The organism is Streptomyces sp. NBC_00353 (genome assembly GCF_036108815.1).
Classification (GTDB): domain Bacteria; phylum Actinomycetota; class Actinomycetes; order Streptomycetales; family Streptomycetaceae; genus Streptomyces.
This window is the reverse complement of the sequence record NZ_CP107985.1, coordinates 296,674-322,631: the sequence shown is the minus strand read 5'-3', so window position 1 is coordinate 322,631 and position 25,958 is coordinate 296,674. Positions and strand designations below refer to the sequence as shown.

Sequence of the window (25,958 nt, the reverse complement as noted above, 5' to 3'; positions counted from 1 at the left end):
ACCTGAGTTGCAGAAGCAGTGATGAATGGAGCAGTAATGAACGAGACCACCCGCACCTACGATGTGATTGTCATCGGCGCTGGGCCGGTCGGTGAGAACGTGGCCGAACGTGCCCGTGCCGCCGGTCTCAGTACCGTGATCGTGGAGCGTGAACTGCTCGGCGGGGAGTGCTCGTTCTGGGCCTGTGACCCCAGCAAGGCGCTGCTGCGCCCGGTGGTGGCGCGCGCCGACGCACGCCGCATACCCGGACTCAACCCGGCGGTGGCCGGGCCGCTGGACGTCGAGGCGGTTCTCGCGCACCGCGACAAGATGTCCTCGTACTGGAAGGACGAGGACCAGGTCGACTGGCTGGACTCGGTCGACGTCGATCTCATACGCGGCCACGGCCGCCTCACCGGTCCCAAGCAGGTGTCGGTGCAGACTCCCGGCGGTGAGACTGTCGCCCTCACGGCCCGGCACGCGGTGGCCGTCTCCACCGGAACCGGCGCGGCTCTGCCCCCTATCCCGGGCCTGGACACCGTTCGCCCCTGGACCAGCCGTGAGGCGACCAGTGCGGGCAAGGTCCCCGGCCGTCTGGCCGTGGTCGGCGGCGGTGTGGTGGCCGTCGAGATGGCCACCGCCTGGCAGGCGCTCGGTTCCCAGGTGACCATGCTGGTCCTCGAGAACGGGCTGCTGCAGCGGATGGAGCCGTTCGCCGGCGAACTGGTCACCGATGGTCTGCGGGAAGCCGGTGTCGACATCCGGTTCGAAACCTCCGTGACCTCTCTGGCGCGCGAGGACGGCGAGGTCCACATCACCCTGGCCGACGGCGGGCATCTGGTGGCGGACGAGATCCTGCTCGCCACCGGCCGTGCTCCGCGGACCTGGGACCTGGGGCTGGAGACGATAGGTCTCACCCCGGGCGACTGGCTGAAGGTGGACGACACCTTCCGAGTGACCGACGTCGCCGACGGCTGGTTCTACGCCGTCGGCGACGTCAACCACCGCGCCCTGATGACCCACCAGGGCAAGTACCAGGCCCGGATCGCCGGCGCCGTCATCGGCGCCCGCGCCAACGGGGAACCGGTCGACGACGCGCCCTGGGGCGCGCATGTCGCCACCGCTGACCACGTGGCCGTCCCGCAGGTCGTCTTCACCACCCCCGAGGTCGCTTCCGTCGGTCTGACCAGCCGCGAGGCCGAACAGAGCGGGCGCCGCATCGAGGTGGTGGACTACGACCTCGCACACGTTGCGGGCGCCCACCAGTACGGCGAGGACTACCGCGGCCGGGCCCGCATGCTCATCGACACCGACCGCAACACCGTGGTGGGCGTCACCTTCGCCGGACCCGGCGTCGGGGAACTGGTGCACTCCGCCACCATCGCCGTCGCCGGCGAGGTACCCCTCGACCGGCTCTGGCACGCCGTCCCCGCCTTCCCCACCCTCGGCGAAATCTGGCTGCGACTGCTGGAAACCCACCGAGGCTGAGCTTGACCTCGCCGTTTCATCCGGGGACGGCAGCTGATGGGGTAAAAACGCGAAAGTGCCTTCCTGACCTGGGACGATGAACCTTGCTGAGGGTTCTGCCGGCCCAAGCGGAGGGCACTTTCTACGCGCAGACCATCGGACTGCGTCCCCGGGGACGCCGATGTCCCCCGGCCCCACCCGGACACCGAGATCCCCAGCGCACGACTGTGATCGTTGCTGTCAAAGACCGCTCAGGGTAGCGATCGGCCTCGGTCGCCTGTGAACGCGGCTACGGTTCGTGCGGCATATGGCCTCCGAAGCCCGCCGCGGACAGGACCTGGTCGGGTGCATCCCTCTCCACGTCGACCGGCGCGCCTCTCCAGTTGGGCATCGCTTCATGATGCTGTTTACCCGTTTGGACCCTAGGTACCCGGCCTCGGCGCCCAGGGCGGCGACGCAGGCCGCCCTGTCAGGAGGCAGAGTCCTATGAGCCGAGGCGGAGAAGCAGTCACCGGAACAGTCACGACAAAGGTCCCCGCGAGACTGGACCGCCTGCCGTGGTCGCGATGGCACTGGATGATCGTGATCGGCCTGGGCACTGTCTGGATCCTCGACGGCCTGGAAGTCACCGTCGTCGGGAACATCGCCGGCCGGCTCTCCGAAGCCGGCAGCGGCCTGCCGATCAGCAGCGCTCAGGTCACGGGCGTCGCCGCAGCGCTCTACGTGGCGGGCGCCTGCTCCGGCGCCCTCTTCTTCGGCTGGCTCACGGACCGTCACGGCCGTAAGAAGCTCTTCCTGATCACTCTCACCGTCTACCTCGCGGCGACCGCGCTCACCGCCATCTCCTTCTCCGTCTGGTGGTTCTTCCTCTTCCGCTTCCTGACCGGGTTCGGTATCGGCGGCGAGTACGCGGCCATCAACTCCGCCATCGACGAGCTGATCCCCAGCAGGTTCCGGGGCCGCGTCGACCTGATCATCAATGGCAGTTACTGGCTGGGCGCGATGGGTGGTGCTCTCCTGTCGGTCCTCGCCCTCGATACCGACATCTTCCCCAAGGATGTCGGCTGGCGGCTGACGTTCGCCCTCGGCGTCGTTCTGGGACTGGTCATCCTTCTGGTACGCCGTCATGTGCCGGAAAGCCCGCGGTGGATGTTCATCCACGGACAGTCCGAGGGGGCGGAGAAGCTCGTCGACGAGGTGGAAAGGGAGATCGAGGAGGAGACGGGCCGCCCGCTCCCCGAGGCGGAGAGCGAGATCACTGTCGAACAGCGACGCAGCGTCGGCTTCATCGAGATCGGGAAGACCGTCTTCCGTGACTATCCCAAGCGTGCGACGCTCGGCTTCGCGCTCTTCGTCGGACAGGCGTTCCTCTACAACGCGATCACTTTCGGCTTCGGCTCGATCCTGGTCACGTTCTTCGACGTCTCCACCGGAACAACCGGCTACTTCTTCGCCGCCATCGCGTTCTGCAACTTCCTGGGCCCCCTGCTCCTGGGCCGTCTCTTCGACACCTGGGGCCGCCGGCCGATGATCGCGGGGACCTACATCCTCTCCGGAGCTTTGCTGTTCCTCACTGCCTGGCTGTTCGATGCCGGACGGCTCGAGGCCATCACGATGACGCTGTGCTGGTGCGTCGTCCTCTTCTTCGCGTCGGCGGGTGCGAGTTCGGCCTACCTCACGGTCAGTGAGATCTTCCCGATGGAGACACGAGCCATGGCGATCGCCTTCTTCTACGCCATCGGGACGGCGACCGGCGGTATCTCCGGCCCCCTGCTCTTCGCGGGCCTGACACAGAGCGGAGTCGTCGGGGACGCCGCTCTCGCGTTCAGCGTGGGGGCGACCCTGATGGTGATCGCGGGCCTGGTGGCCGTCTTCTTCGCAGTGGCCGCAGAACCAGAAGCCGCTGGAACATATCGCTGCGCCGCTTTCGGCGGTCACGTCACAGCACCGCGCTCTGCACCACGCAGCCGACGAGAAGAAGCCGGGGTCCCCGCCGGGCACACCAGCGGGGTGACGCCGTTGCTTTGATCATCAAGCGATCTCAGCAATCCCGAGGTTTCCACCGGAATGGTCCGTAACGGGTCATCAGAGCCGAGTTGCGCGCCGGTGTCCTGTTGACGGTCTCCCGTTTCCTTCCCGGCCCGGGGGCTGGGGATCGCGCCACCTGCCCGCCCCGTCCCGGCCTTGCGGCGCGGGCGGGTGACGCGGGTCTTCCGGTCGGCTCCACGGGGCTTCGACTCCGCCTTGGCGAGGTCCAGGTCTCCGGCCACTCCGGTACCTGTGGTGCGGGCCGCGAGGGCGACCAGGTTGTGTCCGGCGTTGGCGTCCCGGTCGAGGACGAGGCCGCAGTTGTCGCACTCGAAGATGCGCATGCTGAGGGGCAGTTTGGTTTTCACCGCACCGCAGCGGGAGCAGGTCTTCGAGGAGGGGTACCAGCGGTCGGCGACGATGAGTCGCGTGCCACGCCGGCGGGTCTTGTAGGTGAGCTGGCGTCGGATCTCGCCGAACGCGGCGTCCGCGACGCGGCGGGACAGGCGCCGGTTGCGGCCCATTCCGGCGACGCACAGGTCTTCGATGACGATCGTGCCGTACTCGCAGGCGAGGCGGGTCGTCATCTGGTGGAGGGTGTCCTCGCGGAGGTTCGCGACCCGGTGATGGATCTTATTCCGCGCCTGACTGGCCTTCTCCCAGCGGCGGGAGGCCTGCTGCCCGGTGCGCCGGTCGGGGCCATGCCGACGCGAGACGACACGGCTGGCGCGGCGCAGCTGTTTCTGCGCGCGGTCGAGGTGGCGTGGGTTGGGTTCTGCGCCAAGGACACCGTCGCTGTCCGCGAGGACTGCCAGGGTCTTGATGCCGAGGTCAATCCCGACCGCGGCGTTAGGGCGGGCAACCTTGACCAGCTCGTGCTTCTCCTCGACCTGGAGCGACACGAACCAGCGCCCCCGGTTAAGACGTGCGGTCGCGGACAGGATCCGCATGTTCCCCGTGTCGATCATGGCCCGCAGGTCAGCTCGGTGCTCGTGCAGGCGGACGGTGCCGATCCTGGGCAGGGTGATATGCCTGCCGTCAGGCTCGATACGGATCGTTCCGGTAGTGAACCGGCAGGTCAGGCGCGCTGTTCGCTTCGACTTGAAGCGGGGGATGCCCATCCTTGGACCCTTGCGCTTACCGCTCTTCGACTTCGCATAGTTTTCGAACGCAGCCGACGCGCCTGCCAGACCGGTGTTGTATGCCTCCTTGGAGTTCTCCTCCCACCAGCCGGCGAAGCGCGGGTTGGTGCGCTTGTCCTCGTTGAACGCCTTCCGCAGCGAGGGCAGCGACCACGACCGCCACTGGGTCAGCTCGTCCTCGCAGATGCCGTACGACTGCTCGGCCTTACGCTGCCACCACACGGCAGTGACGTACGCGACCGCCCAGTTGTACGCGGACCGCGCGGCACCTCCATGCGAGTGCAGGTGGCGGTTGGCCGTGGCATTCGGATCCAGCGCGAGCTTGTGCGAGAGGACGTTGAAGCCCGGCTGCGGCTTGAACTTCTTCATCCGGCCACATCCGGGCCGGTGGCGACGGCGATGGCCCGGTCGGCACGACTCTTCGCGGAGCGGTGGCCGTACAGGCGTGCGCACATCGAGGCCAGGACCTCGGTGATGTCCCGTACGAGGTTGTCGGCGGTCTCCGCCGGGTCAAGGACGACCAGGCGCCGCCCCGAGGCCGAGAGGGCTCCTTTGAGGTGCTCGACGCCGAACCGGGCGAGGCGGTCGCGGTGCTCGACCACGATCGTGCCGACACCCGGGTCGGCGAGCAGCCGGTACAGCTTGCGGCGGCGCCCGTTCAAGCCGGAGCCGACCTCCGTCACCACGTCAGCGACCATGAGGCCCTGAGCCGTTGCGCCCTGCACGGTCCGGGCGACCTGACGCTCCAGGTCCGCTTTCTGGTCACCGGACGAGACACGGCAGTACACCACGACCCGTCCCGCAGCCTGCGCGGCGGGCTCGGTCACGAGCCACGTACCCGACGGCGTCTGGACAACCGGGACCGGCATACGGCTCTCCTTCGCCCAGGTCCACGCGGTCTGGTAGTGCACGCCGTTGCGCGCTGCCCACTCGGAAAGCTTCACGACATCAGGGTATTCATTGAAAATGACGGATATCCACTGAAAAAAGTGGGAACTGTTGTTCACTCCCTCAGGCGGACGATCCAGCGACCCGGCGCTCGCACCTGGCTCCGTCCGCATCGCCCTGGGAACTGGGCGTCGCCGGACGTCGACGGCCACGTAATTCCCCACCAGCAGCACCAACCTTCCCGCCCAAACGTTCGAGCGGGAGGTATTGCCTCAAGCGCCTACGGCGCGGCGCTGACTCGGCTCGGTCCCACCAGCCTTCGCCGGTCTGCCGGCGCTGTATCCATTCAGGAAGCCCCAGGCTTGTCCGCGGGAACCGGGGTGGCTCCGACGTCCGCGACCATCCACACGGTGCCGCGCTGCGGTCCTGCTACGCCCTCACCATGGCCAAGCGCCTCAACTGCTCCCCGCACCCGCGGGGATGGCGGGCAACCGACGAAGCCCGCCGGGCCCTTGTGCTCGCCACCGAGTTCACCGACCAGGCACGACCCAAGATCCCTGAGCAGACCTCACGTTCCCGAAACTGGGAACCCACTGCCTCGTCAGAGACGCCGAACACGCCTTAGGCCCGGAAGTCCGACCTGCGCTCGGGTGAGGCGTCGGCGAGAGCCTTCGTCACGCCGTCGACGTCGGCGCGGAGCCCGTAGACTGGGCTGCCGGGCTGCTGGCGCCAGGAGTCGTCGATGCCGCCGGCGTCGACGGTGTCGAAGCCGAGTTCATCGATCAGAGCGCGGACCCTCGCCTTGGCGGTCTCGTCGTCCGAGGCGACGGGCAGCGCGATCCGCTCGGGGTGCCCGGCCGGCCGCGGCATGGCGAGGATGTCCTGGGCGAGGGTGCCGTTGAACGCCTTGACGACCGGATGGCCGAGGTTCTGCTCGGTCCAGCGGCTCTCGGTCAGACCCTCGTCCTCGATCGCGGCGATCCGCCCGTCGCGCTCCTTGGGGTAGTAGTTGCCGGTGTCGATGACGGCGAACCCCTCGGCCGCGCCGTCGAAGAGGCCGGAGGGCAGGCCGGGGACCCTCCTGAGCGGGATGGTCACCACGACGATTTCCGCGCCGCGGGCGGCTTCGGCGGCAGTGACCGGGGTGGCACCGGTCTCCTCGGCCAGGTCGGCCAAGGTCTCAGGGCCACGGGAGTTGGCCACGGACACGTCGTGCCCGAGCGCGGTGAGGCGACGGGTGAGATTGCCGCCGATATTGCCTGCTCCGATGATGCCGATCTTCATGAGCTGCCCTTCGAGAGTGGTTCGGTATCCGGCGTCGGCATCCAGCGTCGGTCAGACAGGGCTGCTGAGCGCGTCGAACTCGCCGTCGATGAGGGTGATGAGCGCGGACACCGGTGTGCGCCGAGGGCGCCGGCCGCGCGGGGCCTGCCCCAGGGCCTGTCCAGCCGTTCATGTGACTACTTCACATCCGGATCGTTGTTGTGGACATGGGGCGGGGCGATCTGACGGATGCCGAGTGGGAACGGCTGAGGCCGTTCCTGCCGGAAGGTTGCGGTCGTTCGTAGCTGTTGATGTCGGAGGTGAATGTCAGCGGAACGGCATCGGGCGGTCCGCGAGCCGGCTCATCCGGCTGAGCAGCCCCCAGTCGTGCACCGACGAGGCGGGAAGCGATCAGCTCGTCCGCCGCCGGCACGGATGCTGCGAGGTGCGGTCTTCTGCTCACTTGGTCGGAGCCTGTCGGACGACTGGACGAAGACCGCGTCGGCGGTGTGATCTACGAACGAATCCCGTCCGGGCTCCGCGCCTGGAGCGTCCTGCATCACGGCAGAGCCGCATGCAGATCGACCGTGCACTTCGGGTTGTCAGCTGAGCCAGTGGCGCCAGCGAGCTGCCGGCGGCTCGCAACGTCCTGACGCGACCAGGTCCTGGTAGGCACGTTCGTCCAATTCACCCCAGGTCACTTCCTCCCCGCCCTCGGGGAGCGGCTGTCCGTCACCGTCAGCAAATGCGGAAACAGTGACCTCGCAGTCAGGAGGACGTACGGTCTGGGTGGCGTACCACCCAAACGCAACGACGGCGACGACGGAGCAGGCCAGCAGTATTCGGCCGCGATGGTTGTTCACCAGCCGCATCGTAGGACACCCGTACGACTTCCCACCTTGGGTGCCGCCCGCCAACTACTGTCCTGAGTCAGAGATTCTCTGACTCGGGTAATTAGCGGGTCAGCGTCTCGAAGCCGACATCTCCGCAGTACTGCACGATGCGCCCCTCCGCCTCGGAGTCACTGTTGTTCATGGCTGCCACCGTCGCCTCCGCCAAGGTGCGGCCTCCGCCGACGGTCTCGTCCCGGAGCGGTCGCATCGCGAGGAAGGCGTCCTGAGCGACGGCCCCGACCTCGTCGTACCCTGACGACTCCGGCGTGTCCGTGCCCGCCGCGTTCCGCGCCTTCTGCCACGTCCCCAGCTGCGTGCAGTAGTTCTCCCGCTGCGCGGTCAGCCGCTCCTCGTCCTTGGCTTCGGACGAGGAACACCCCGCCGCCACCGCCATCAGGGCGAGGACCGGGACTATCGCCTTAAGTGCACGCACCACGTTGCCCCCGGCTGAAACTGCGCCCGATCGTCCCTGTCACCTGCAACTCAGGCAGCAGGATACCCGCGTGGGATACCCGGGGAATCTCCCCAGCAGTACCGCCCTGTTGCTTACCGACTACGGACTCTCGGCCTGGTGCCTGCCGCCGCAGCGCCTCCGGCGAACTGCCATCTCCGGTCCCCGCACAGCAGCCGCTGCCGCCTCGAATCGGCCGAGCCCGACGTGTGGCCTCCCGGCCGACGACGACCCTGACCTCAAGCGATTGAGATGGAGCCGGGGGAGCGGACGACCGACCGACAGCGAGGGTCCTTGGCGTGGGACGAGGGCACCACGACTCGCTGAGCGGTGCTGCTGCGCAGCATTCGCACGACGTTGTCAGTCGTCGCCGTACAGGGTGCGCATCACCTCGTTTCCCATCCCTGCGGTCGGCAAGGCGCGCAGCCGTGGCGGGCAGACCACACGCAGAGCCCAGTCGGCAGCCCGGTGACGGTCGTGCCGGGCAGGTTCCTGGGGCGGACACGACCGTCACACCGGTGATCGCCGGGAGCAACAACTCCTGCTCAGGACGCCGACCGCCGAGCGCGGAACGCCGCGGGCCGGGGGGCGGCCCGCGCCCTGATGGCGTCGGCCCTGGGGCAGCGGGATGCGTTCGGTCAGGCCTTCACGGGCGTGCGCTTGAGCCGCGCGGCGACCGTCTGCAGAAGCTGATCGGAGAGCTCGGGGTCGGCAACCGCCCGCGACATCAGCAGGGCGCCGACCATCGCACTCAGCGTGAGCATGGCGTCGGCCTGCACTTCATCGGAGTCGTCGCCGCCCGCCGTCTCGCTGATGAGTTCCAGATAGCCTCGCACCTGCTTTTCGTACGCCTCCTTCATCTCGGCTTCGCCGCGCCCTGCCGAGGCGCCGAGCGTCACCACTGCGCAGCCCGTTCCGGGAGTATCACGGTGGCGGGCGCTGAGGTAGGAGTCGATCAGTCCTGTGCGGGGCTCCTCGCGGTTCCGACGGGCGGCATCCGCCATCTTGCTCTCCCCATCGGCCAGGGCGAGGGCCGCAGCCTGATTCATCAGGTCGTCGCGCGAGGCGAAGTGCTTGTAGAACCCGCCGTGGGTCAGACCGGCCTCGTTCATCAGCTCCGCGACGCCCGGGCGGGTCAGCCCCTCCTCGCGGATACGGCGAGCGGCGATCCGTAGGACCCGCTCACGCGACTCCGCCTTGGCTGCCTGGGAGTGACCCATTTCAAGACCTCCCGATCTGCGACAGACTGCACCGAGCAAATGTGGATGACGGTCATCATACATCCATCCATGCACCCACTCGCCCTCCCGGGCTGTCGGGCCGGCCGAGGCCGCACAGCAGTGAAGCCGGGGGTGCCTCGGACGCCTCACATACGCCATCCGGCACACGTGAAGCGCAACGGGGCGACCGTCACCGCGCGCGCTCCCAGATGAGGACGCCCGTGCGGCGGGCGCCCCGGATCAGGGCGGGCTCGGGCAGGGTCAGCCGGAGCCTGTTGCCGTCCCAGTCGGCGACCCGGGCCAGGGTGGTGCCCACCCAGTTGGGAAACAGGCTGAGTTCGACGTGGTGGACCACGAAGTCGTCTTCGGGAACCTCGTAGGTCCCTCCATAGGCCATATAGCCGCCGGCCGCCGTGGCCAGTTCCTCGGGCAGCCCCTCCTCGAGGCGCCCCTGCCGGAAACGGGGCCGCAGTGGACGCATGATCTGGGCCGACATGTGGCCACTGGGTGTGTACGTGATGAGGCCCTGGGGCCGCGGGCCGAAGGGCTCGATGACGTTGCCGTCGTCGACGGCGGTGGCCTTGTACGACACCAGGCGCCAGGCGCCGACAAGGGCCTTGCGCAGTTCATCGGGATTCATGTGGTTCCTCCGGGGCGCTTCGAGGGGCGATAGGGCGGCGAGGAGGCGCATGGCGCCCGGATCCTCGGCACCGTCCCTCCGGTGACCGTCGAGCCAGGGGTGGCAATCGGGGGTGTGCTCACGCCGCCCGCAGGCGCGTCGCCGCAGGGTTCCGGTGGCGACGCCATTGTGGATGATGCTCATCATACAGATGACCCCACGCCAAGTGCCCCCCTTTGACATTCAGGATGACGTCAATCATCCTGAATGTGGATGATGACAGTCATCCACGCTAGAGAAGGACGCACCATGACGGACACCTACGACCCCACCCGCACCGCGGTCCTGCTGGTCGACCCCTACAACGACTTCCTGTCCGAGGGGGGCAAGATCTGGCCGGCGGTCCAGCAGGTGGCCACCGACGTCGGCCTGCTGGACAACCTGCGCGCCGTCGTCGCCGCCGGCCGCCAGGCGGAGCTGCAGATCGCCTTCGTCCCCCACCGCCGCTGGCACGAAGGCGACTACGAGGACTGGGACCACCCCAACCCCACCCAGCAGCTGATACAGCAGCGCCACAGCTTCGCGCTGGGCACCTGGGGAGGCGAGTTCCACCAGGACCTCCAGCCCGCCGACGGTGACGTGATCGTCCAGGAGCACTGGGCGCAGAGCGGTTTCGCCAACACCGATCTGGACTTCCAGCTCAAGCAGCACGGCATCACCCACGTGATCGTCATCGGCCTGCTCGCCAACACCTGCATCGAATCCACCGGCCGTTACGCGATGGAGCTCGGCTACCACGTGACCCTCGTCCGCGACGCCACCGCCGCGTTCATGCCCGAGATGATGCACGCCGCCCACGAACTCAACGGCCCCACCTACGCCCACACCATCACCACCACCGCAGAACTGCTGCGGACGCTGGACAACGGAGAGTACTGAGATGGCACTGACCGGAGACATGCTGATCGGCTCGTCGAACGTCCCGGCATCCGCCGGCACGATGAAGGCACTCAACCCCGCGACGGGCGAGCACATCGGACCGCAGTTCGCACTCGGCGGCCCGGCCGAGGTCGACCGTGCCGCGCGCCTGGCCGACGAGGCCTTCGACAGCTACAACCGCACCGGCCTCAAGGAACGCGCCGCGTTCCTCGAGCTGATCGCGGACCGGCTGGACGGGATCAACCAGGAGCTGGCCGAGCGGGCGGCACTGGAGACCGGCCTGCCCGCAGCGCAACTTCAGGGCGAGGCGGCCAAGGCCGCCTCCCAGTTCCGGCAGTTCGCCGACGTGGTCCGCGAGGGCCGCTTCCGCGACGCCACCGTCGACCCGGCGCAGCCTGAGCGGCATCCGCGGCCGCGGATGGACCACCGCATGCAGAAGATCGCTATCGGGCCGGTCGCCATCTTCGGCGCGAGCAACTTCCCCATCTCCTACTCCATCGCCGGCGGCGACACCGCCTCCGCGCTGGCCGCGGGCGCCCCAGTCGTCCTCAAGGCCCACAACGCCCACCCGGGCGCCTCGGAGCTGCAGGCGCGCGCCATCCGGAGCGCGGTCGTCGACTCCGGGCTGCATGAGGGAGTGTTCTCCATGGTGCGGGGGGCGGGCAACGAGATCGGTGAGGCGCTGGTGGACCACCCGCTGATCAAGGCGGTGACCTTCACCGGTTCCGAGCGCGGTGGCATGGCGCTGTACCGGCGGGCCCAGCTGCGCCCCGACCCGATCCCGGTCTTCGCCGAGATGACCAGCGTCAACCCCACCTTCATCCTGCCCGCGGCGCTCGCAGCACGCGGCGCCGAGGCCGGTGACGGTTTCGCCGAGCGCATGCTCGTCAACGTCGGCCAGGCCTGCCTCAAACCGGCCATCCTGCTCGCTGTCGACGGTCCGGGCTACGCCGAGATGCGCGACGCGGCCAAAGCACGGGTGAACGCCATGGGTGCGCGCACCATGCTGACCCCGGGCATCCACGACGCATACGACCAAGGCGCGCAGCGGCTGCGCGAGTCCGGCGCCGAGACCCTCACCGAGGGCCCGGAGCCCCAGGGCTCCTGGGAGGGCCGCTCGCGGCTGCTCGAGGTCGACGGGGAGCGGTTCCTGGCAGATCCCGGCCTGGCCGAGGAGGTCTTCGGACCGGCCGCGCTCCTGGTCCGCCTGACCGGCATGGCCCAGCTCCTCGAGGTGGCCCGGACATTCCGCGGTCAGCTGTCGGCGACGATGCACCTCGACGAGGCCGACCACAGTGACGCCGCGCGCCTGCTGCCGATCCTGGAGCGCCGTACCGGCCGGATCGTGGTGAACGCGTTCGCCCACCCGCAGGAGGTCGGACACGCCACCATCCACGGCGGCCCCTTCCCGGCCACCACCGACAGCCGCTTCACCTCGGTCGGCATGACGTCGATCGACCGTTTCCTGCGACCCGTCACCTACCAGGGCTTCCCTGACGCGCTGCTGCCGGACGCACTGGCCGCGGACAACCCCCTGGGGCTGCGGCGGCTGGTCGACGGGCACCCCACCCAGGACTGACGCACCCGTCCCTCGCCGGTTGCCCTGCAAGCAACCGCCCGCGATTCCCGCCACACCGGAGGCGGCACTCGTGGTCCGGTGCAACGGGCAGGGTTCACAACTGCTGTGCACACAAGCTGCTTTGGCGAACGTGGGCACGTTTGAGTGAACGGTGTGACGGTCTGTGGGGGTGTCTGGCGGGGTGTGCGTAATGTTCTCGGTGCGATCTGGGACGCCGGGTGTGGCGTCAGCGGTCGGGGCCCCCGTGTCACCAGCGAGATGGTTCGGGGCCTCCCCGTCGCCTCTGGCCACACCCCTATGGCCAGGTCGTAGGGATCCCGCCCGCCCGGGACGGACCGCATACGGGATATGCGTCGCCGACCGGGACGCGAAAGCGGAGGACCAGCGCGCCCAAAACCGTTCGGGGCGCGCCGGTGAGCCAGGACTCACTCCTGCTCACTGCCCAGGAACGGTCCCGTCGCGACCACCGCCCCTGCGGTCGTCACCGCCCCCGAGAGGCGGCTGCTCGCTCCCCAGCGCGCGCACCCCGTCGGGGGTGCCCCGTGCTTCTGCTCGCACCGGCCTCGCACCCGCTCCGAGTTTGAGGGGGATCAGGATTCCAGGGCGTCTCGCAGCATGGCGCGGGAGGTGATGCCCAACTTCGGGTAGATCTGGTAGAGGTGGGCGCCGACGGTCCGGTGGGAGAGGAACAGACGTTCCGCTACCTGCTTGTTGGTCAGGCCGGAGGCGGCGAGCCGGGCTATTTCCAGTTCCTGGGGTGTGAGCGTATGTGCTGTGGAAGCCCCGGGTCGGCGCCTGCCGGAGCCGGCGGCCCGCAGTTCCGTCTCGGCGCGTTCGACCCATGGACGGGCCCCGAGGTGTTCGAATGTGGACAGTGCGGCGCTGAGAGGTCCTCTGGATTCTGTGGTTGCCCTGACGCGTCGCAATCGTTCGCCGTAGGCGAGTTGGACGCGGGCGAAGTCGAACATCCACCGCTCAGCGCCCGCGACCGCCAGGGCTTTCGTGAACAGTGCGAGGGCCTCGTCGTCGTTTGTGGTGGCCAGGGCGGCACAGGCCTCCATCAGCAGGGCGTGGCGTGAGGAGATCCTGGCCACGTCGGCTTCCCGCATCGCGCGTACATGGGCGGCGGCCTCCGTCTGCCGGTCGGTCCGGACGGCGGCCTCGACCAGGTCCATCGTCGCCCACAGAGCGTGCGGCGCGTGCGAGGCGAGAGTTCCTGCGGGGCTGATGGCGCCTGCGTGCTCGTATGCGCCGGCGAAGTCACCGCGTCCCAGGGCTGCCACGGCTGCCGCGTGATGGGCATAGTGCGCGGCACAGAACGCCCTGCGGCGCGTCGCCCAGTGGATGACGCCTTCGGCTGTCGCGTCCGCTCGGTCCGCGTCCCCGCGGGCGCCGGCGAGGAGGGCCTGGACGTACAGGAAGTACCAGGCGAAGGCGGTGTAGCCGTGTGTTTCGCACAGCTGGACTCCCTCGTCGGCCAGTTGCGCCGCTTCGTCCCACATTCCGGTGAGGTAGTCGTCCAGACAGAGGTGGATCAGTCCGGCCATGTGCCGGCGGGCCGGGCCGCCGTCGCGTCCCATGCGTACCATCCGCCACTGCGCTTCGCGGACATCTCCCAGCCGGTCGACATAGAGGGCCGCCGAACCGGTCCGCTGCATCGGGGCGGGGTCGGTCATCTCGGTCAACTCCGCCACGAGGTGGTCGAGTTCCTCCGAGGCCGCGGCGCCTGTGCGTGCCGGGTCGGAGAACGTCTTGCCCAGCGCGGACAGGACCACGGGCACCTCGGGCGTCAGCTTCTCCAGCGCCCGGTAGTAGGGCTGCCACAGGTCGCGTCGGGCACCGAAGAAGCAGACCAGCGCAAGCGCGTGAAGCGCGTCCACGAGCGCCTTGTCGTCGGCGTCGTACGCGTGGGTTCCGGCTTCGATCGCGTCGACCAGCAGACGGTGGGCCGTGTCGACATCGCTGTCGCCGTTCAGGATGAGAACGGCAGTGGTTGCCGCCGAGTGCAGGGAGCTCTTGTGATCGGGGGCCGCCTGCCTGGCCTCGTCCAGGAGCCTTTGGGCGCTGGGCAGGGCCCCGGTGGATTCGGCGCCGACGTAGGCCGCCTCGGCGAGCCGGCGGCCGCGGTCGGAGCCGGGCGGGGTGAGGTCCGCGGACCGGATCAGTGTCCGCATGCTGCCCGCGGCATCACCGCGGCGCAAAGTGATCCGCGCCGCGTGCTCCAGCAGGGCGGCCACGTTCTCGTCCGGTTCCAGGGTCGCCTCGCCCAGGTGCCAGGCCCGCCGTTCGGGCTGGTCCACCAGGACGTGGGCGAGCGCGGCGTGCACCGCGCGCCGTTCGCCGCTGGTGGAGTTCTCCACCACTGCCGAGCGGATGAGGGGGTGACGGAACCTCAGCCGTCGCGCTCCCTCGTCGATGTGGACCAGTTGGTCGCGCTCGGCAGGTGTCAGGTCGTCCAGGTCGTATCCGTCGTTCGCCTGCCGCGTGGCAGCCTGCAGCACCCCGAGATCGCCTACACCTTCCAGCGCGGCCAGCAGCAGAAGACGCTGCGACGGCTGCGGCAGACTCGTAATCCGGGAGCCGAAGACTGTCTCCAGGCACCGGCTGAGCGGCAGCACGGCGGGGACTTCGCCGGCCGGTCCCCGCATCGCGGACAGTGCGGACGGCAGTTCCAGCAGGGCCAGTGGGTTGCCATGCGCCACGGTCAGCAGGCGCCGGCGGGCACTGGCGACCAGGTCCGGGAACCTTGTACTGACCAGGTGGTCCGCCGACGCTTCGTCCAACGGCTGCAGCTGGTATTCGGGCAGGACACCGCTGTCGTGCAGGCTCTGCGAACCGGAACGCGATGTGGCGAGAAAGCTCACGCGGATGCCGGTTGCCCGGCGCGCGACGAAACCCAGTACGGCCGCACTCGCCCGGTCGAGCCAGGGCAGGTCGTCGATGACGAGCAGAAGCGGGTCACCGGCTGCGACCGTTCGCAGCAGGAGCAGTACGGCGTTGGAGACCATGAGCCGTTCCGGCGGTGAGCCGCTTTCGAAACCGAGGGCGACGCGCAGGGCGTCACGGAAGGGCGCCTGCAGTTCGCCGAGCGCGTCCTGGAAGGGAAAGAGGACCTGGTTGAGACCCGAGTAGCTGCAGTTCGCCTCGAACTCCACACCACCGGCGCGCAGAACCCGGGTTCCGTCCGCCCGGGCCGCCTCGGCGAGGGCGTCCAGCACTGCCGTCTTCCCGACGCCCGCTTCTCCTGACAGCAGAAGTGCGCCGCCTCCGGCTCCGATGCCCAGCAGATCACGGATCCGCTGAAGGTCGCGGTCCCGGCCGATCAGGCGGTCGGCGGTGCCGCGTGCGGGGGAGTGACTGCCGATCATTACACGCTCTCATTGCTGTTCGCGGGCCTGGGGGGTGGGCCGGGCGAGGTGGGTGACGGCCTCGCGTTGCTGCGCATCGTGGGCGATGTGCAGCAGCTGGGCGAAGGACGGCCGGGTGAAGTCGTGCGCAGTGAGCCGGCCCTGCCATGCGCTGTCGCCGACGGCGGCGTCCCGGGGACGGATGATTGTGCGCGGGACTTCTTTCAGCGTTCCGTGAGGTAGCCGGGGACGGTGATCGACGGGTCGAGATCGTCGGCGGGCACAGGCTCCCCGTAGGTACGCGTCACGGGCAGCACGCCCGTCCAGTGGGGGAGGGCGAGGTCGTCGGGGTCGTCGTTGGGGTCACCGGTGCGCACCTTGGCGGAGACCTCGTGGAGGTCGAGGGCGACGACGGCGGTGGCGGCCAGTTCCTTGACGTTCGCGGGGCGGGAGTCTGCGGCGCGGCCGGGCACGATGTGGTCGATCAGGGCGTCCAGGGCGGCCGAGCGTTCGACGGGGTCGGTGACCTGGCGGGCGACGCCGTGCACGACCACGCAGCGGTAGTTGATCGCGTGATGGATGGCGGACCGGGCCAGCACGAGCCCGTCCACGTGCGTGACGGTCAGGCACACCGCGAGCCCGGTGTCCTCGCCGGCGCCGCGCAGCGGCCGGGAGCCGGCGGAGCCGTGCACGTAGAGCCGTTCCCCGACGCGGGCGTACAGGGTCGGCAGCACGACCGGGGCACCGTCACGGACGAAACCGAGGTGGCAGAGGTAGTCCGCGTCGAGAATCGCGTGCACCAGCTCACGGTCGTACGAGGCGTGCCTGCGGATGCGGGTCGGGACGGTGCGGTCCGTAGCGGCGTACGCATCGCTGACGGAGGGCGGGGAAGATATAGCGCAATCCTTTTGAACTAGTGCATACTGGATGTTTGTGATAGGAGAATACACGTTTGCTGGACGTGGCGCGGCGGAGATCGCGGCGAGCATCGAGCAGGCCATCGGACAGGGCACGCTTGCGCCAGGCACCGCGCTGCCACCGCTGCGGGAGCTCGCCACCGAACTCGGCGTCAACCCCAACACCGTCGCCGCCGCCTACCGCCTGCTGCGCGACCGCGGCGTCATCGAGACCGCGGGCCGGCGCGGCAGCCGCGTGCGGCCACGCCCCGCCACCACCGCGCACGACGAGATCCGCCTGGAGGTGCCGCCCGGAACACGGGACCTCTCCGCCGGCAACCCGGACACCGCGCTGCTACCCCCACTCGGCGAGGCACTGGCCGAGGCCGCCGCCCGGCACGCGCGACAGCCCATGCTGTACGGCCACGCCCCGGTCGATGACGAGCTCGGCCGCCTGGCCCGCGCCGCCTTCGACGCCGACGGCGTCCCCGACGGCCCGGTCGGACTCACCTCCGGATCGCTCGACGCCATGGAGCGCGCGCTCCTTGCCCACCTGCGCCCCGGCGACGCGGTGGCGGTGGAGGACCCGGGCTGGGGCAGCCTCTTCGACCTCGTCCCCGCCCTCGGACTGCGGCCGATCCCGGTCGGCGTCGACGACGACGGCCCCCTGCCCCACGACGTGGAGCGGGCGCTTGGGCAGGGCGCACGAGCACTGATCGTCACCGACCGCGGCCAGAACCCCACCGGCGCCACGATCTCGGCCACCCGCGCCCGCGACCTGCGCGCCATCCTCACCGGCCACCCACAGGTCCTCGTCATCGACGACGACCACGTGCACGGACTCACCGAACTGCCGCTCCACCCGCTCGCCGGCAGCACACAACACTGGATGCTCGTCCGCTCGACAGCCAAGGCCTACGGCCCCGACCTGCGCCTGGCCGCCCTCACCGGCGACCCCCTCACCGTCGACCGGGTCCGCGGCCGCTACCGCCTCGGCCCCGGCTGGGTCAGCCACCTGATCCAGCACACCGTGACCCACCTGTGGCGCACCGACGCCGTGGACATCGCGGCGGTGTCCGCCGCCTACGCCGCGCGGCGCGACGGTCTCGTGCGGGCCCTGGCCGACCGAGGCGTCACGGCCTACGGCCGCAGCAGCATGAACGTCTGGGTGCCCGTCCCCGACGAGACCGGGGCGGTGACCCGGCTGCTGCAGGCCGGCTGGGCGGTCGCACCCGGCGCGCGCTTCCGGCTCTCCTCGCCGCCCGGCATCCGTATCACCATCTCGCCTCTCACCGTGGACGAGGTGCCGACCCTGGCCGACGCCGTCGCCGCCGCGATCCGCCCACACCGCACCGGACGCTTCGGCTGACGGACGACACAACTGGGGAACCACTGCATGGCGTCGCGGCGCACAGGACAGCCCCGGGCAAACGGAGCGAAGGCAGTGGCACACGCACATGAATTCAATGCAGGTGCACGACGCCCAGTGATCACCAAGACCGCTGCTTGCGTCCACACTCCTGCGGCAGCGTCTGTGCATCAGTCATGTGACTGAGAACCCTCGGTGCACTTTCGACACGCCATCGCCGCGGACACTGAAACCACTGCCGCCGATCGCACGCCGATGTCGTTGCCCCGGCCGCCCTGGCTGACCGTAAGCACCCGCGGCCGGGCACACTGCCCGGTTGCCCCTGCCCCGACGAGCGCGGCTCCGCCACCAAGGGCGATCTCATACGAGATACGCCCCTGCGCACCCTGCCCCCTGCGCTCTGTGGCTCCTGATTCAGGGCTGATTCCGCTTCCCTTCGACAAGGGCAGCCACACTGGCGTCCCAGTCGACCTGGCAGAACTCCGTGCCAGGATGAACCAGATCGAAGGTCTCCATCAGCCATTCCTCCAGCTGCCCTCGATCCATCTCGAGAAGGCATGACCGGCCATGTCCCTCCAGCCTCATGCACACCACACGGCGTCCGTGGACGACCGACGGCCACAACCGTACGTCCCCCATGCCGCTCGGTTCCTCGGTGCCGTCGAAGAGCAGGTCACGCGAGACTGTCCACGTGACCACACCGCCCCCCGGCGAGCGCAGTTCCAACAGCACGACAAGAGGGTCCGCCTCGGTGTAATGAAGTTCTGCCTTGAGTGGGAGACGGATCGACGGCCAAAGAACCCTGTTGATACTCAGGCGCAGCGAGCGCATGCAGTGGTCAGACCGGTCGCGAGCCGAAAGGCCTTGCTTCTTGAGTGGCATGGGGCGGCGCCCCTTTCAGGATGCGGGAGTGTTCCATCTACCTTGACCGCCAGGGCCCGTCCTGGGCATCAGTCAGCTGACTGAAGACCGTGTCCTATGGACTGAGGTGGGCGACGGCTGGGCATGCGAGGAACGCCTGAGCCCTGACCACAGACTTGATTCCGAAGTGATCGCTCCGGAGTCTTTTGCTCAGGGCATGGGATGGCCGCCGGTCTGCCCGGCTTCTCCGCTTGATCGCAGCCCCCGGGTCCTCTCGGACAGGCCGCGGGCCAAGGCGCTGGTCACGGTTGCACGGGTGCCAACTCCAAGGCCGGCGCTCGGGCCGGTATGGATGAGGCACGGGCAGAGCGGGCCAGGGGACAGGGTGGCGCAGGCGCTGCAAGCGTTCATGGCGTCGGAGCTGTGGGCCGAAGACGGGCCTGCCTTCGCGGATGTCACAGCGCAACCGCGCCGATGCCACCCCTACGAGAAGGCCGCAACCATCTACGTGGCCGGACTGCACATCGTAGGCGTCTTGCTCCGGTCTGCCCGCTGACCCAAACGACATCACCTAAGACGATGTCTCAGTTGGCGCGATCGATTGGTGACCGGCAGGATGCACCGGCATGGCAGACCCCGAGCTTCAGCGCGTCAACGACATTGCCCTCACTGCGGTGCAGGCCCTGCTAGGGCTGATCTCATCCGATGTGGTAGCGGTAGCGATTGCGGCCGAGGAGGAAAGAGTGCTGCTCTCCTTCTGGGTACGTCGCCATACCGCCGAGATCGACGAAGACATCGCCGATGCGATTGGCGACCTGGAGGCGTTTCTCTATCCAGAGATTCCGCTGATCGAGCCGCGCGTCATGGTGGGTGTGCCGGACGCGGCCAACATGCAGCCTCACGAGCGCATGATCTATTGGGCCAAGTCCTAGTCCTGCACCGCTCTGCGGTAGCAGATGAGGGTGCAGGCGATGCCGACGAAGGCGAGGAAGTGCTCGGCCTTGCGTTCGTAGCGTCGGTGCAGGCGGCGGCAGCCGTTCAGCCAGGACATCGTGCGCTCGACCACCCAGCGGTGCCGACCCAGGCGGCCGGACGGTTCGATGTCGCGGCGGGCGATGCGTGGCACGATCTGCCGACGGCGCAGCCATCCTCGCAGGTGGTCGAAGTCGTAGCCCTTGTCGGCGTGGAGTTTGGCCGGGGCGGCGGCGCCGGGGTCCATAGCGGGAACGGATCGGCGGGATGCCGCGCGTCAGCAGGATCAGGGCCTGGCTGTCGTGGAGGTTAGCGCCGGAGATACCCACCGAGATCGGCAGCCCGTTGCGGTCACAGATGACGTGTATCTTCGATCCGAGCTTGCCGCGATCGGTCGGATTCGGTCCGGTCAGGGGCCCCCTTTGACCGCCCGGACACTGGCCGAGTCGATCGCGCAGCGCGACCAGTCCAGCTCGCCGTTCGCGCCGAGCCGGTCGAGGACCACACGGTGCAGCTTGGCCCAGACCCGGGCCATGGACCAGTCGGTGAAGCGACGGTGGACCGTCTGCCAGGAGGCCCCGAAGACCGATGGCACTTGCCGCCAGGTGCAGCCTGAAGTAGCGACGAAGATGATCGCGGCCAGCACCGCGCGATCATCGCACCTCCGGCGGCCTCCGCCTTGGGGGCGTACCAGAGGCTCCGGCGCCACGTCCTGGAAGATCTCCCACAGCCCGTCCGGCACCAGGCGCACAACTATGTCCATGCCCGGAGCAACGAGCGATCGCCAATCAAGACACCGTCTAAGTCGCATGACTGGCCGCGACACCAGCGAGATGCTGCGTCAAGTTACCGAGGAAGAACGGCACCACCCCGTGCGGAATCTAGGTCACATTCCGGATTACCGAGGCGGCATCCCACGCCCAATATTGGAACTGCGCCGGAAAGCGGGATCGGGTAACCCGACCCTGCACCGGCGGGGAGACGCGTCGCGGATACGTCTGCGAACTCGGTGTTGAATCCCGTCTTCTCCTGCAACTAACTAGACATCAAGGAGACCACCATGTCTGTTACCTCTGACCAGCATGCGATCCGTCCGTTCACGTTCGAGTTCCCCGAGGCGGACCTCAAGGACCTGCGGACGCGCATCGAGGCCACGCGCTGGCCGGAGAGGGAGACCGTCGTCGATCAGTCGCAGGGGACCCAGCTGGCCACGATGCAGAAGCTGGCGCGGTACTGGGCGAAGGAGTACGACTGGCGCAAGGTCGAGGCGAAGCTGAACTCCTACCCGCAGTTCATCACCGAGATCGACGGGCTGGACATCCACTTCGTCCACGTCCGTTCCAAGCACGAGAACGCGCTGCCGGTGATCGTGACGCACGGCTGGCCGGGCTCGGTCATCGAGCAGCTGAAGATCATCGAGCCGCTCACCAACCCCACCGCCCACGGCGGGAAGGCCTCGGACGCCTTCCACGTGATCATTCCGTCGATGCCCGGTTACGGGTTTTCCGGCAAGCCTTCGGAGAAGGGCTGGGGCCCGGAGCGCATCGCCCGTGCGTGGGGTGAGCTGATGAAGCGCCTGGGCTACACCAAGTATGTGGCGCAGGGCGGCGACTGGGGTGCGATCGTCACCGACCTGATGGGTGCGCAGGAGCCCGAGGGTCTGGTGGGCATCCACACCAACATGCCCAAGGTGATCCCGGCCGGCATCGATGCCGCGCTCGCCAAGGGTGACCCGCTGCCCGAGGGTCTGTCGCTCTCCGACGAGGAGAAGGCGGCCGTCGAGCAGCTGGGCTTCACCTACCGGCACGTCTACTACGCATACATGATGGGGGACCGCCCTCAGTCGCTGACCGGGCTGGCGGATTCCCCGGTCGGTCTGGCGGCGTTCATGCTCGACCACGACGCGAAGAGCCTGGCCATGATCTCCCGGTCCTTCGACGGGGTGACCGAGGGCCTGTCCCGGGACGACGTCCTGGACAACATCACGCTGTTCTGGCTGACCAACACGGCGATCTCCGCGGCCCGTCTGTATGCGGAGAACACGACCTCGTTCTTCGGTATCAACAACGTCAAGCTCCCGGTCGCGGTCAGCGCCTTCCCCGACGAGCTCTACCAGGCCCCCAAGAGCTGGACCGAGCAGGCCTACCCCAACCTCGTCCACTACAACCGGCTTCCCAAGGGCGGTCACTTCGCCGCCTGGGAGCAGCCGGAGTACTTCGTGAACGAGGTCCGCACCGGTTTCCGCCCCATGCGCTGACCGGTCACCCTGCGCCATACACAAGGGCCGTAGCCCGGCGGGGCGGCCAGGCGGCTCGACACCGGGGCTATTCTGCGCGGCCACCTTGTGCGCCGCGTCCACGAGCGCCCCAAGCTGCCTACTCCTGAACACTCGGGTACTGGGCCGACCTCATACGGCCCCCTCGAACGGCGGGTCCCGCAACACCCCCGGCTGCGGTCCCGTCCCATGCCTCAGGGCGTGAGACCGCAGCGCGGGACCCGCTTTCCCATGCACTCGCACCTTTCGTACGTACAGATGAGATACCCAAGACAAGGCAGGCAAGGCGTGCCGCCTGCGACAAATACACCTGAACAAACCGATCGCCATTGTCCGTGCGACGCCCAAACGACATCCGGCAGGCTCCGTGAAGCTCCCCGGACGCTTGACACGGTCCGCTGCGACGGATGGCCGCGACCCTCCTTGATGTGGTCATGGGTACAGACGGCGGTGACGTGGGGGTACGGGCCAACAGTCTGGGCCTTCGTGCCCGGCTGTCCGCCGCCGAAATACTGCCGGCAGCAGACCGCAGGAGTACGAACCGGCCAGACGCATGGGTCGCCCGGAAGTACCTCAGCCCAGACGTTTCCGCCCCGTCACCCTGGACGGGCACCGGCCTGTATGCATGTGTTCCTGAACATGGAAGAAGGATGAACAAGTTATGAGCGAACTCGAGAAAGCATGGCTCGCCGGCGGCTGCTTCTGGGGCATGCAGGAACTGCTCCGGACGCTCCCCGGTGTCGTGAATACCCGGGTGGGATACAGCGGCGGCGACATGCCCCGTCCGACCTATGACGACCACGGAAACCACGCAGAGTCGATCGAGATCACCTTCGACCCTGCCGTCACCGACTACCGCACCATCCTGGAGTACTTCTTCCAGATCCACGACCCGACGACGAAGAACCGGCAGGGGAACGACTTCGGTGCCAGCTATCGCTCCGTCATCTTCTACCTCGACGGCGAGCAGCGGCGCGTCGCGGAGGACACCATCGCCGATGTCGAGGCGTCTGGCCTGTGGCCGGGAAATGTCGTGACTGAAGTCGTGCCGGCCGACGCATTCTGGGAAGCCGAGCCGGAGCATCAGGACTACCTGACGCGCTATCCGGCCGGGTACACCTGCCACTTTCCGCGACCGAACTGGCAGCTGCCGAAGAGGGCCGACGCCTGATCCTGCCGCTTCGTCGGCCAGGGCCAAAACGTCAGCACCGCAGCGCGTTTGAGGCGGGCGTCCGCACAAAGGGATTACCTGGGTGGCGGGTCCGCCCGCCTCCAGCCGACGTGGCTGTCCTCCCCGACGCATTGGCGAGCACGTAGGGGCCCATGGACAAGCTGGTCCCACCAGGTCGAGGGCTAGTTCCTCTTCGAAGTTGTCTCGTGCCGCGGCGAAGGGCCAGGAGTGCGCGCTGTCCCAGGCATGCGGCGACGGCCTTACCCAGACGATGAAGACAGATCCCGCCACGCACCTCCTCCTTGACGGGCGACTGACACTGTCGGCACCCACGTCACAGGGCAGGGATGAAAGCCGTTTCGAGGCATCCCGCAGCGCCGGTACTCGGATCCCGGATCCCTATCGGAACCAGGGATGCGACCACAGAGGAACGAGTGAAATGAAGAGCAGCAATCCCGTCTTCTCGCGACGGGTGTTCAACCGCAACAACAGGGGCTTCAACGAACAGAAGCCGCACACCGATGACTCCGCCGCGATTATCAACCCCTACGCGCAGGACACGCCCAGCCTCACTCAGACAGCACAGAACGCGGACACTCCGCCTGACACCCATCTCGCTGCTGCGCAGCAGGTATCCGGCACTGCGATGACCATCGACGACGTCGTGGCCCGCACAGCCATGACACTCGGCACGGTCGTGTCCTCCGCCGTCCTTGCGTGGGTACTGCTGCCTGTCGATGAGACCAACCTGAGCAGGTCGTACGGCATAGCGGTCGGAGTCGCCCTACTGGCCTTCGGCCTGTCGCTCATCCAAACATTCAAGGCCAAGCCGGTCCCGGCACTGATTCTGGCTTACGCGGCTCTCGAAGGCATCTTCCTCGGAGTCATCTCCAGCACGGCCAGCACCTACACCAGCCCCGGTGTGGTGATTCAGGCGGTGCTCGGCACGATGGCGGTCTTCGCCGGCGTGCTGATCGCGTACAAGATGCGTTGGATCCGCGTCACTCGACGCTTCTACGGTTTCGTGACGGCCGCTGCGATGGGCTTCTTGCTGCTTACCGTCGCCAACTTGCTGTTCTCCGCTTTCGCTGGTGGTGACGGCCTGGGCTTCCGCAGCGGTGGCCTCGGCATCCTCTTCGGCATCATCGGGATCATCCTCGGCGCGTGCTTCCTGGCCCTGGACTTCAAGCAGGTCGAGGACGGTATTGCCCACGGTGCGCCACGCGAGGAGTCCTGGCTGGCGGCATTCGGACTCACACTGACCCTGGTGTGGATCTACCTCGAGGCGCTGCAACTGCTCTTGCTCCTGAACGGCGGCGACGAGCGCACCTGAGAAGCCGGTGCTCGATCAATCACGGTGAGCACCGATTCCGATAGGACTCCAGGGCGATGATCGCCTCGCCGGTGGGCGTTCTGAAGGCTCCGCCAGGTCGGCTGTCGCACACTCGCGAACGCGCCCACAGTCACATGACCGATGCGCAGACGCTCTTGGGAAAGTTGAATTGCACGCAGTCCCGCGCTACACGGTTGCGGCCAGCCCTTGACAATCAATGGGCGTTTACCTGCGGTGATTTCCGTGCCCTGCGCGCGGTACCCTCACCAGCCAAGGAATACGATGCCTGACTACGTCCCACCCCCGAGGGAACCGGTTCTGGAACCGGCCGCTCGCGAGCTCGCCGAGGCGACCGCGCCACCGCCGCTCCCGTCCGATCCAGGACCCGTGCAGGGCCGCACCGCGCTGGAGAAGGCGCAGTCCGGAGCGCACGACAAGCCGGAGATGGACGACCGCTGGGTCGCGGTCTCCGGCGGACCGAACGGCAGCGTCGCGGTGCGCATCCTGCGCCCCAAGGGAGTCGCCGACACACTGCCCGCCACGTTGTACATCCACGGCCCTGGCTGGGCCTTCGGCAATGCCGACACACGCGACCGGCTGGCGCGTGAGCTGGCAGTAGGCGCGCGAACCGCATTGGTCTTCCCCGAATACACGCTGGCCCCCGAAGCGGGCTACCCCGTCGCGCTGGAGGAGTGCTACGCGGTGGCCCGGTGGCTGACCAGCAAGGGCGCCGAACACGGCATCGACCCCGAACGGCTGGCCGTCGCCGGCGACTCAGCAGGCGGCAACATAGCCGCGGCCCTGACACTGCTGGCCAAGGAACGCGGGGACGTCTCGTTCATCCAGCAGGTGCTGTTCTACCCCATCACCGACGCGAGCTTCGATACCCGCTCCTACCACCGGTTCGCCGAGGGCTACTTGCTGCGCCGCGACGCCATGCAACGGTTCTGGGACCAGTACACGACCGACGAGGCGCACCGCGCAGAGATCACCGCCAGTCCGCTGCGGGCCACCGAGGACCAGCTCACCGGTCTGCCCCCGGCGCTCGTCATCACCGCGGAGGCCGACATCGTGCGGGACGAAGGTGAGGCCTACGCGGCAAAGCTCCGCGCTGCGGGAGTGCCGGTCACCGCGACCCGGTACAGCGGGACCACACACGACTTCGTCACGCTCGACGCACTGGCGTCCACGCACGCAGCCCGCGCAGCAACTGCCCAGGCCATCGCCACGCTCAGGCAAGCCTTTGGCACGGACGTCTGACTGCGG

Annotated in this window: 18 protein-coding genes and 2 pseudogenes; 10 read left to right on the top strand and 10 right to left on the bottom strand. The window is 68.3% G+C overall.

The features are described 5' to 3' along the window. The first annotated feature begins 36 nt into the window (after nucleotides 1-36). Nucleotides 37-1,467 carry a dihydrolipoyl dehydrogenase family protein gene (locus tag OHA88_RS01460; RefSeq protein ID WP_328623858.1) on the top strand — a complete coding sequence of 477 codons (1,431 nt, stop codon included), beginning with the start codon at nucleotides 37-39 and terminating at the stop codon, nucleotides 1,465-1,467. 465 nt (nucleotides 1,468-1,932) lie between these two features. Beyond that, nucleotides 1,933-3,460 (top strand): annotated as a pseudogene (locus OHA88_RS01455) (MFS transporter). Here the strand turns inward: OHA88_RS01455 and tnpB are convergent. From tnpB to OHA88_RS01425, 6 genes are all read right to left on the bottom strand, one after another. Beyond that, on the bottom strand, nucleotides 3,381-4,985 hold the full coding sequence (tnpB, locus tag OHA88_RS01450; RefSeq protein ID WP_328623857.1) for an IS607 family element RNA-guided endonuclease TnpB: 1,605 nt from the start codon (nucleotides 4,983-4,985) through the stop codon (nucleotides 3,381-3,383). The pseudogene OHA88_RS01455 and the gene tnpB sit on opposite strands and share 80 nt — an antisense overlap. Further along, nucleotides 4,982-5,560: an IS607 family transposase gene (locus OHA88_RS01445; RefSeq protein WP_328623856.1), complete on the bottom strand. Its 579-nt coding sequence runs from the start codon at nucleotides 5,558-5,560 to the stop codon at nucleotides 4,982-4,984. The genes tnpB and OHA88_RS01445 overlap by 4 nt, the downstream gene beginning before the upstream one ends. 565 nt (nucleotides 5,561-6,125) lie before the next feature. Then, nucleotides 6,126-6,788, bottom strand: coding sequence for an NADPH-dependent F420 reductase (locus OHA88_RS01440; protein ID WP_328623855.1), 663 nt, complete (start codon nucleotides 6,786-6,788; stop codon nucleotides 6,126-6,128). Between the two features lie 933 nt (nucleotides 6,789-7,721). Further along, complete coding sequence (locus tag OHA88_RS01435) at nucleotides 7,722-8,096, bottom strand: hypothetical protein (RefSeq protein WP_328623854.1); 375 nt, start codon at nucleotides 8,094-8,096, stop codon at nucleotides 7,722-7,724. Between the two features lie 653 nt (nucleotides 8,097-8,749). After that, the gene (locus OHA88_RS01430; protein WP_328623853.1) at nucleotides 8,750-9,331 is read right to left on the bottom strand and encodes a TetR/AcrR family transcriptional regulator; all 582 of its coding nucleotides are present in this window, start codon (nucleotides 9,329-9,331) and stop codon (nucleotides 8,750-8,752) included. A 190-nt stretch (nucleotides 9,332-9,521) separates the two neighbouring features. Continuing rightward, entirely contained in the window at nucleotides 9,522-10,157 is a 636-nt protein-coding gene (locus OHA88_RS01425; protein ID WP_328623852.1) for a lipocalin-like domain-containing protein, read from the bottom strand. Between the two features lie 102 nt (nucleotides 10,158-10,259). On the opposite strand from OHA88_RS01425, the gene OHA88_RS01420 reads away from it, so the two are divergent. Both OHA88_RS01420 and OHA88_RS01415 read left to right on the top strand, forming a co-directional pair. Next, nucleotides 10,260-10,889, top strand: coding sequence for an isochorismatase family cysteine hydrolase (locus OHA88_RS01420; RefSeq protein ID WP_328623851.1), 630 nt, complete (start codon nucleotides 10,260-10,262; stop codon nucleotides 10,887-10,889). Between the two features lies 1 nt (nucleotide 10,890). Continuing rightward, complete coding sequence (locus OHA88_RS01415; RefSeq protein WP_328623850.1) at nucleotides 10,891-12,468, top strand: aldehyde dehydrogenase (NADP(+)); 1,578 nt, start codon at nucleotides 10,891-10,893, stop codon at nucleotides 12,466-12,468. Between the two features lie 590 nt (nucleotides 12,469-13,058). Here OHA88_RS01415 and OHA88_RS01410 read toward each other — a convergent pair. Next, nucleotides 13,059-15,836: a helix-turn-helix transcriptional regulator gene (locus OHA88_RS01410; RefSeq protein ID WP_328623849.1), complete on the bottom strand. Its 2,778-nt coding sequence runs from the start codon at nucleotides 15,834-15,836 to the stop codon at nucleotides 13,059-13,061. Between the two features lie 203 nt (nucleotides 15,837-16,039). Continuing rightward, on the bottom strand, nucleotides 16,040-16,711 hold the full coding sequence (locus OHA88_RS01405) for a pyridoxamine 5'-phosphate oxidase family protein (protein ID WP_328629552.1): 672 nt from the start codon (nucleotides 16,709-16,711) through the stop codon (nucleotides 16,040-16,042). 37 nt (nucleotides 16,712-16,748) lie between these two features. Between OHA88_RS01405 and OHA88_RS01400 the strand changes: the two genes are divergently transcribed. Continuing rightward, nucleotides 16,749-18,080 (top strand): aminotransferase class I/II-fold pyridoxal phosphate-dependent enzyme, encoded by a 1,332-nt coding sequence (locus OHA88_RS01400; RefSeq protein ID WP_328629551.1) that lies wholly within the window; start codon nucleotides 16,749-16,751, stop codon nucleotides 18,078-18,080. Nucleotides 18,081-18,494: 414 nt separating this feature from the next. Here the strand turns inward: OHA88_RS01400 and OHA88_RS01395 are convergent, their stop codons facing one another. Continuing rightward, nucleotides 18,495-18,962 (bottom strand): SsgA family sporulation/cell division regulator, encoded by a 468-nt coding sequence (locus OHA88_RS01395; protein ID WP_328623848.1) that lies wholly within the window; start codon nucleotides 18,960-18,962, stop codon nucleotides 18,495-18,497. A 605-nt stretch (nucleotides 18,963-19,567) separates the two neighbouring features. On the opposite strand from OHA88_RS01395, the gene OHA88_RS01390 reads away from it, so the two are divergent. Then, nucleotides 19,568-19,873, top strand: coding sequence for a hypothetical protein (locus tag OHA88_RS01390; protein ID WP_328623847.1), 306 nt, complete (start codon nucleotides 19,568-19,570; stop codon nucleotides 19,871-19,873). On the opposite strand, the pseudogene OHA88_RS01385 reads toward OHA88_RS01390, so the two are convergent. Beyond that, nucleotides 19,870-20,676, bottom strand: a pseudogene (locus tag OHA88_RS01385) (IS5 family transposase). The gene OHA88_RS01390 and the pseudogene OHA88_RS01385 overlap by 4 nt on opposite strands. A gap of 297 nt (nucleotides 20,677-20,973) precedes the next feature. Here OHA88_RS01385 and OHA88_RS01380 point away from each other — a divergent pair. The 4 genes from OHA88_RS01380 (at nucleotide 20,974) to OHA88_RS01365 (ending at nucleotide 25,952) form a co-directional block, all read left to right on the top strand. Next, the gene (locus tag OHA88_RS01380; protein ID WP_328623846.1) at nucleotides 20,974-22,170 is read left to right on the top strand and encodes an epoxide hydrolase family protein; all 1,197 of its coding nucleotides are present in this window, start codon (nucleotides 20,974-20,976) and stop codon (nucleotides 22,168-22,170) included. 679 nt (nucleotides 22,171-22,849) lie between these two features. Further along, nucleotides 22,850-23,359, top strand: a complete 510-nt coding sequence (gene msrA, locus OHA88_RS01375) for a peptide-methionine (S)-S-oxide reductase MsrA (protein ID WP_326624047.1) — start codon at nucleotides 22,850-22,852, stop codon at nucleotides 23,357-23,359. Between the two features lie 439 nt (nucleotides 23,360-23,798). Further along, nucleotides 23,799-24,692: a Bax inhibitor-1/YccA family protein gene (locus tag OHA88_RS01370; RefSeq protein WP_328629550.1), complete on the top strand. Its 894-nt coding sequence runs from the start codon at nucleotides 23,799-23,801 to the stop codon at nucleotides 24,690-24,692. Nucleotides 24,693-24,974: 282 nt separating this feature from the next. After that, entirely contained in the window at nucleotides 24,975-25,952 is a 978-nt protein-coding gene (locus OHA88_RS01365) for an alpha/beta hydrolase (protein ID WP_328623845.1), read from the top strand. Nucleotides 25,953-25,958: the final 6 nt, after the last annotated feature.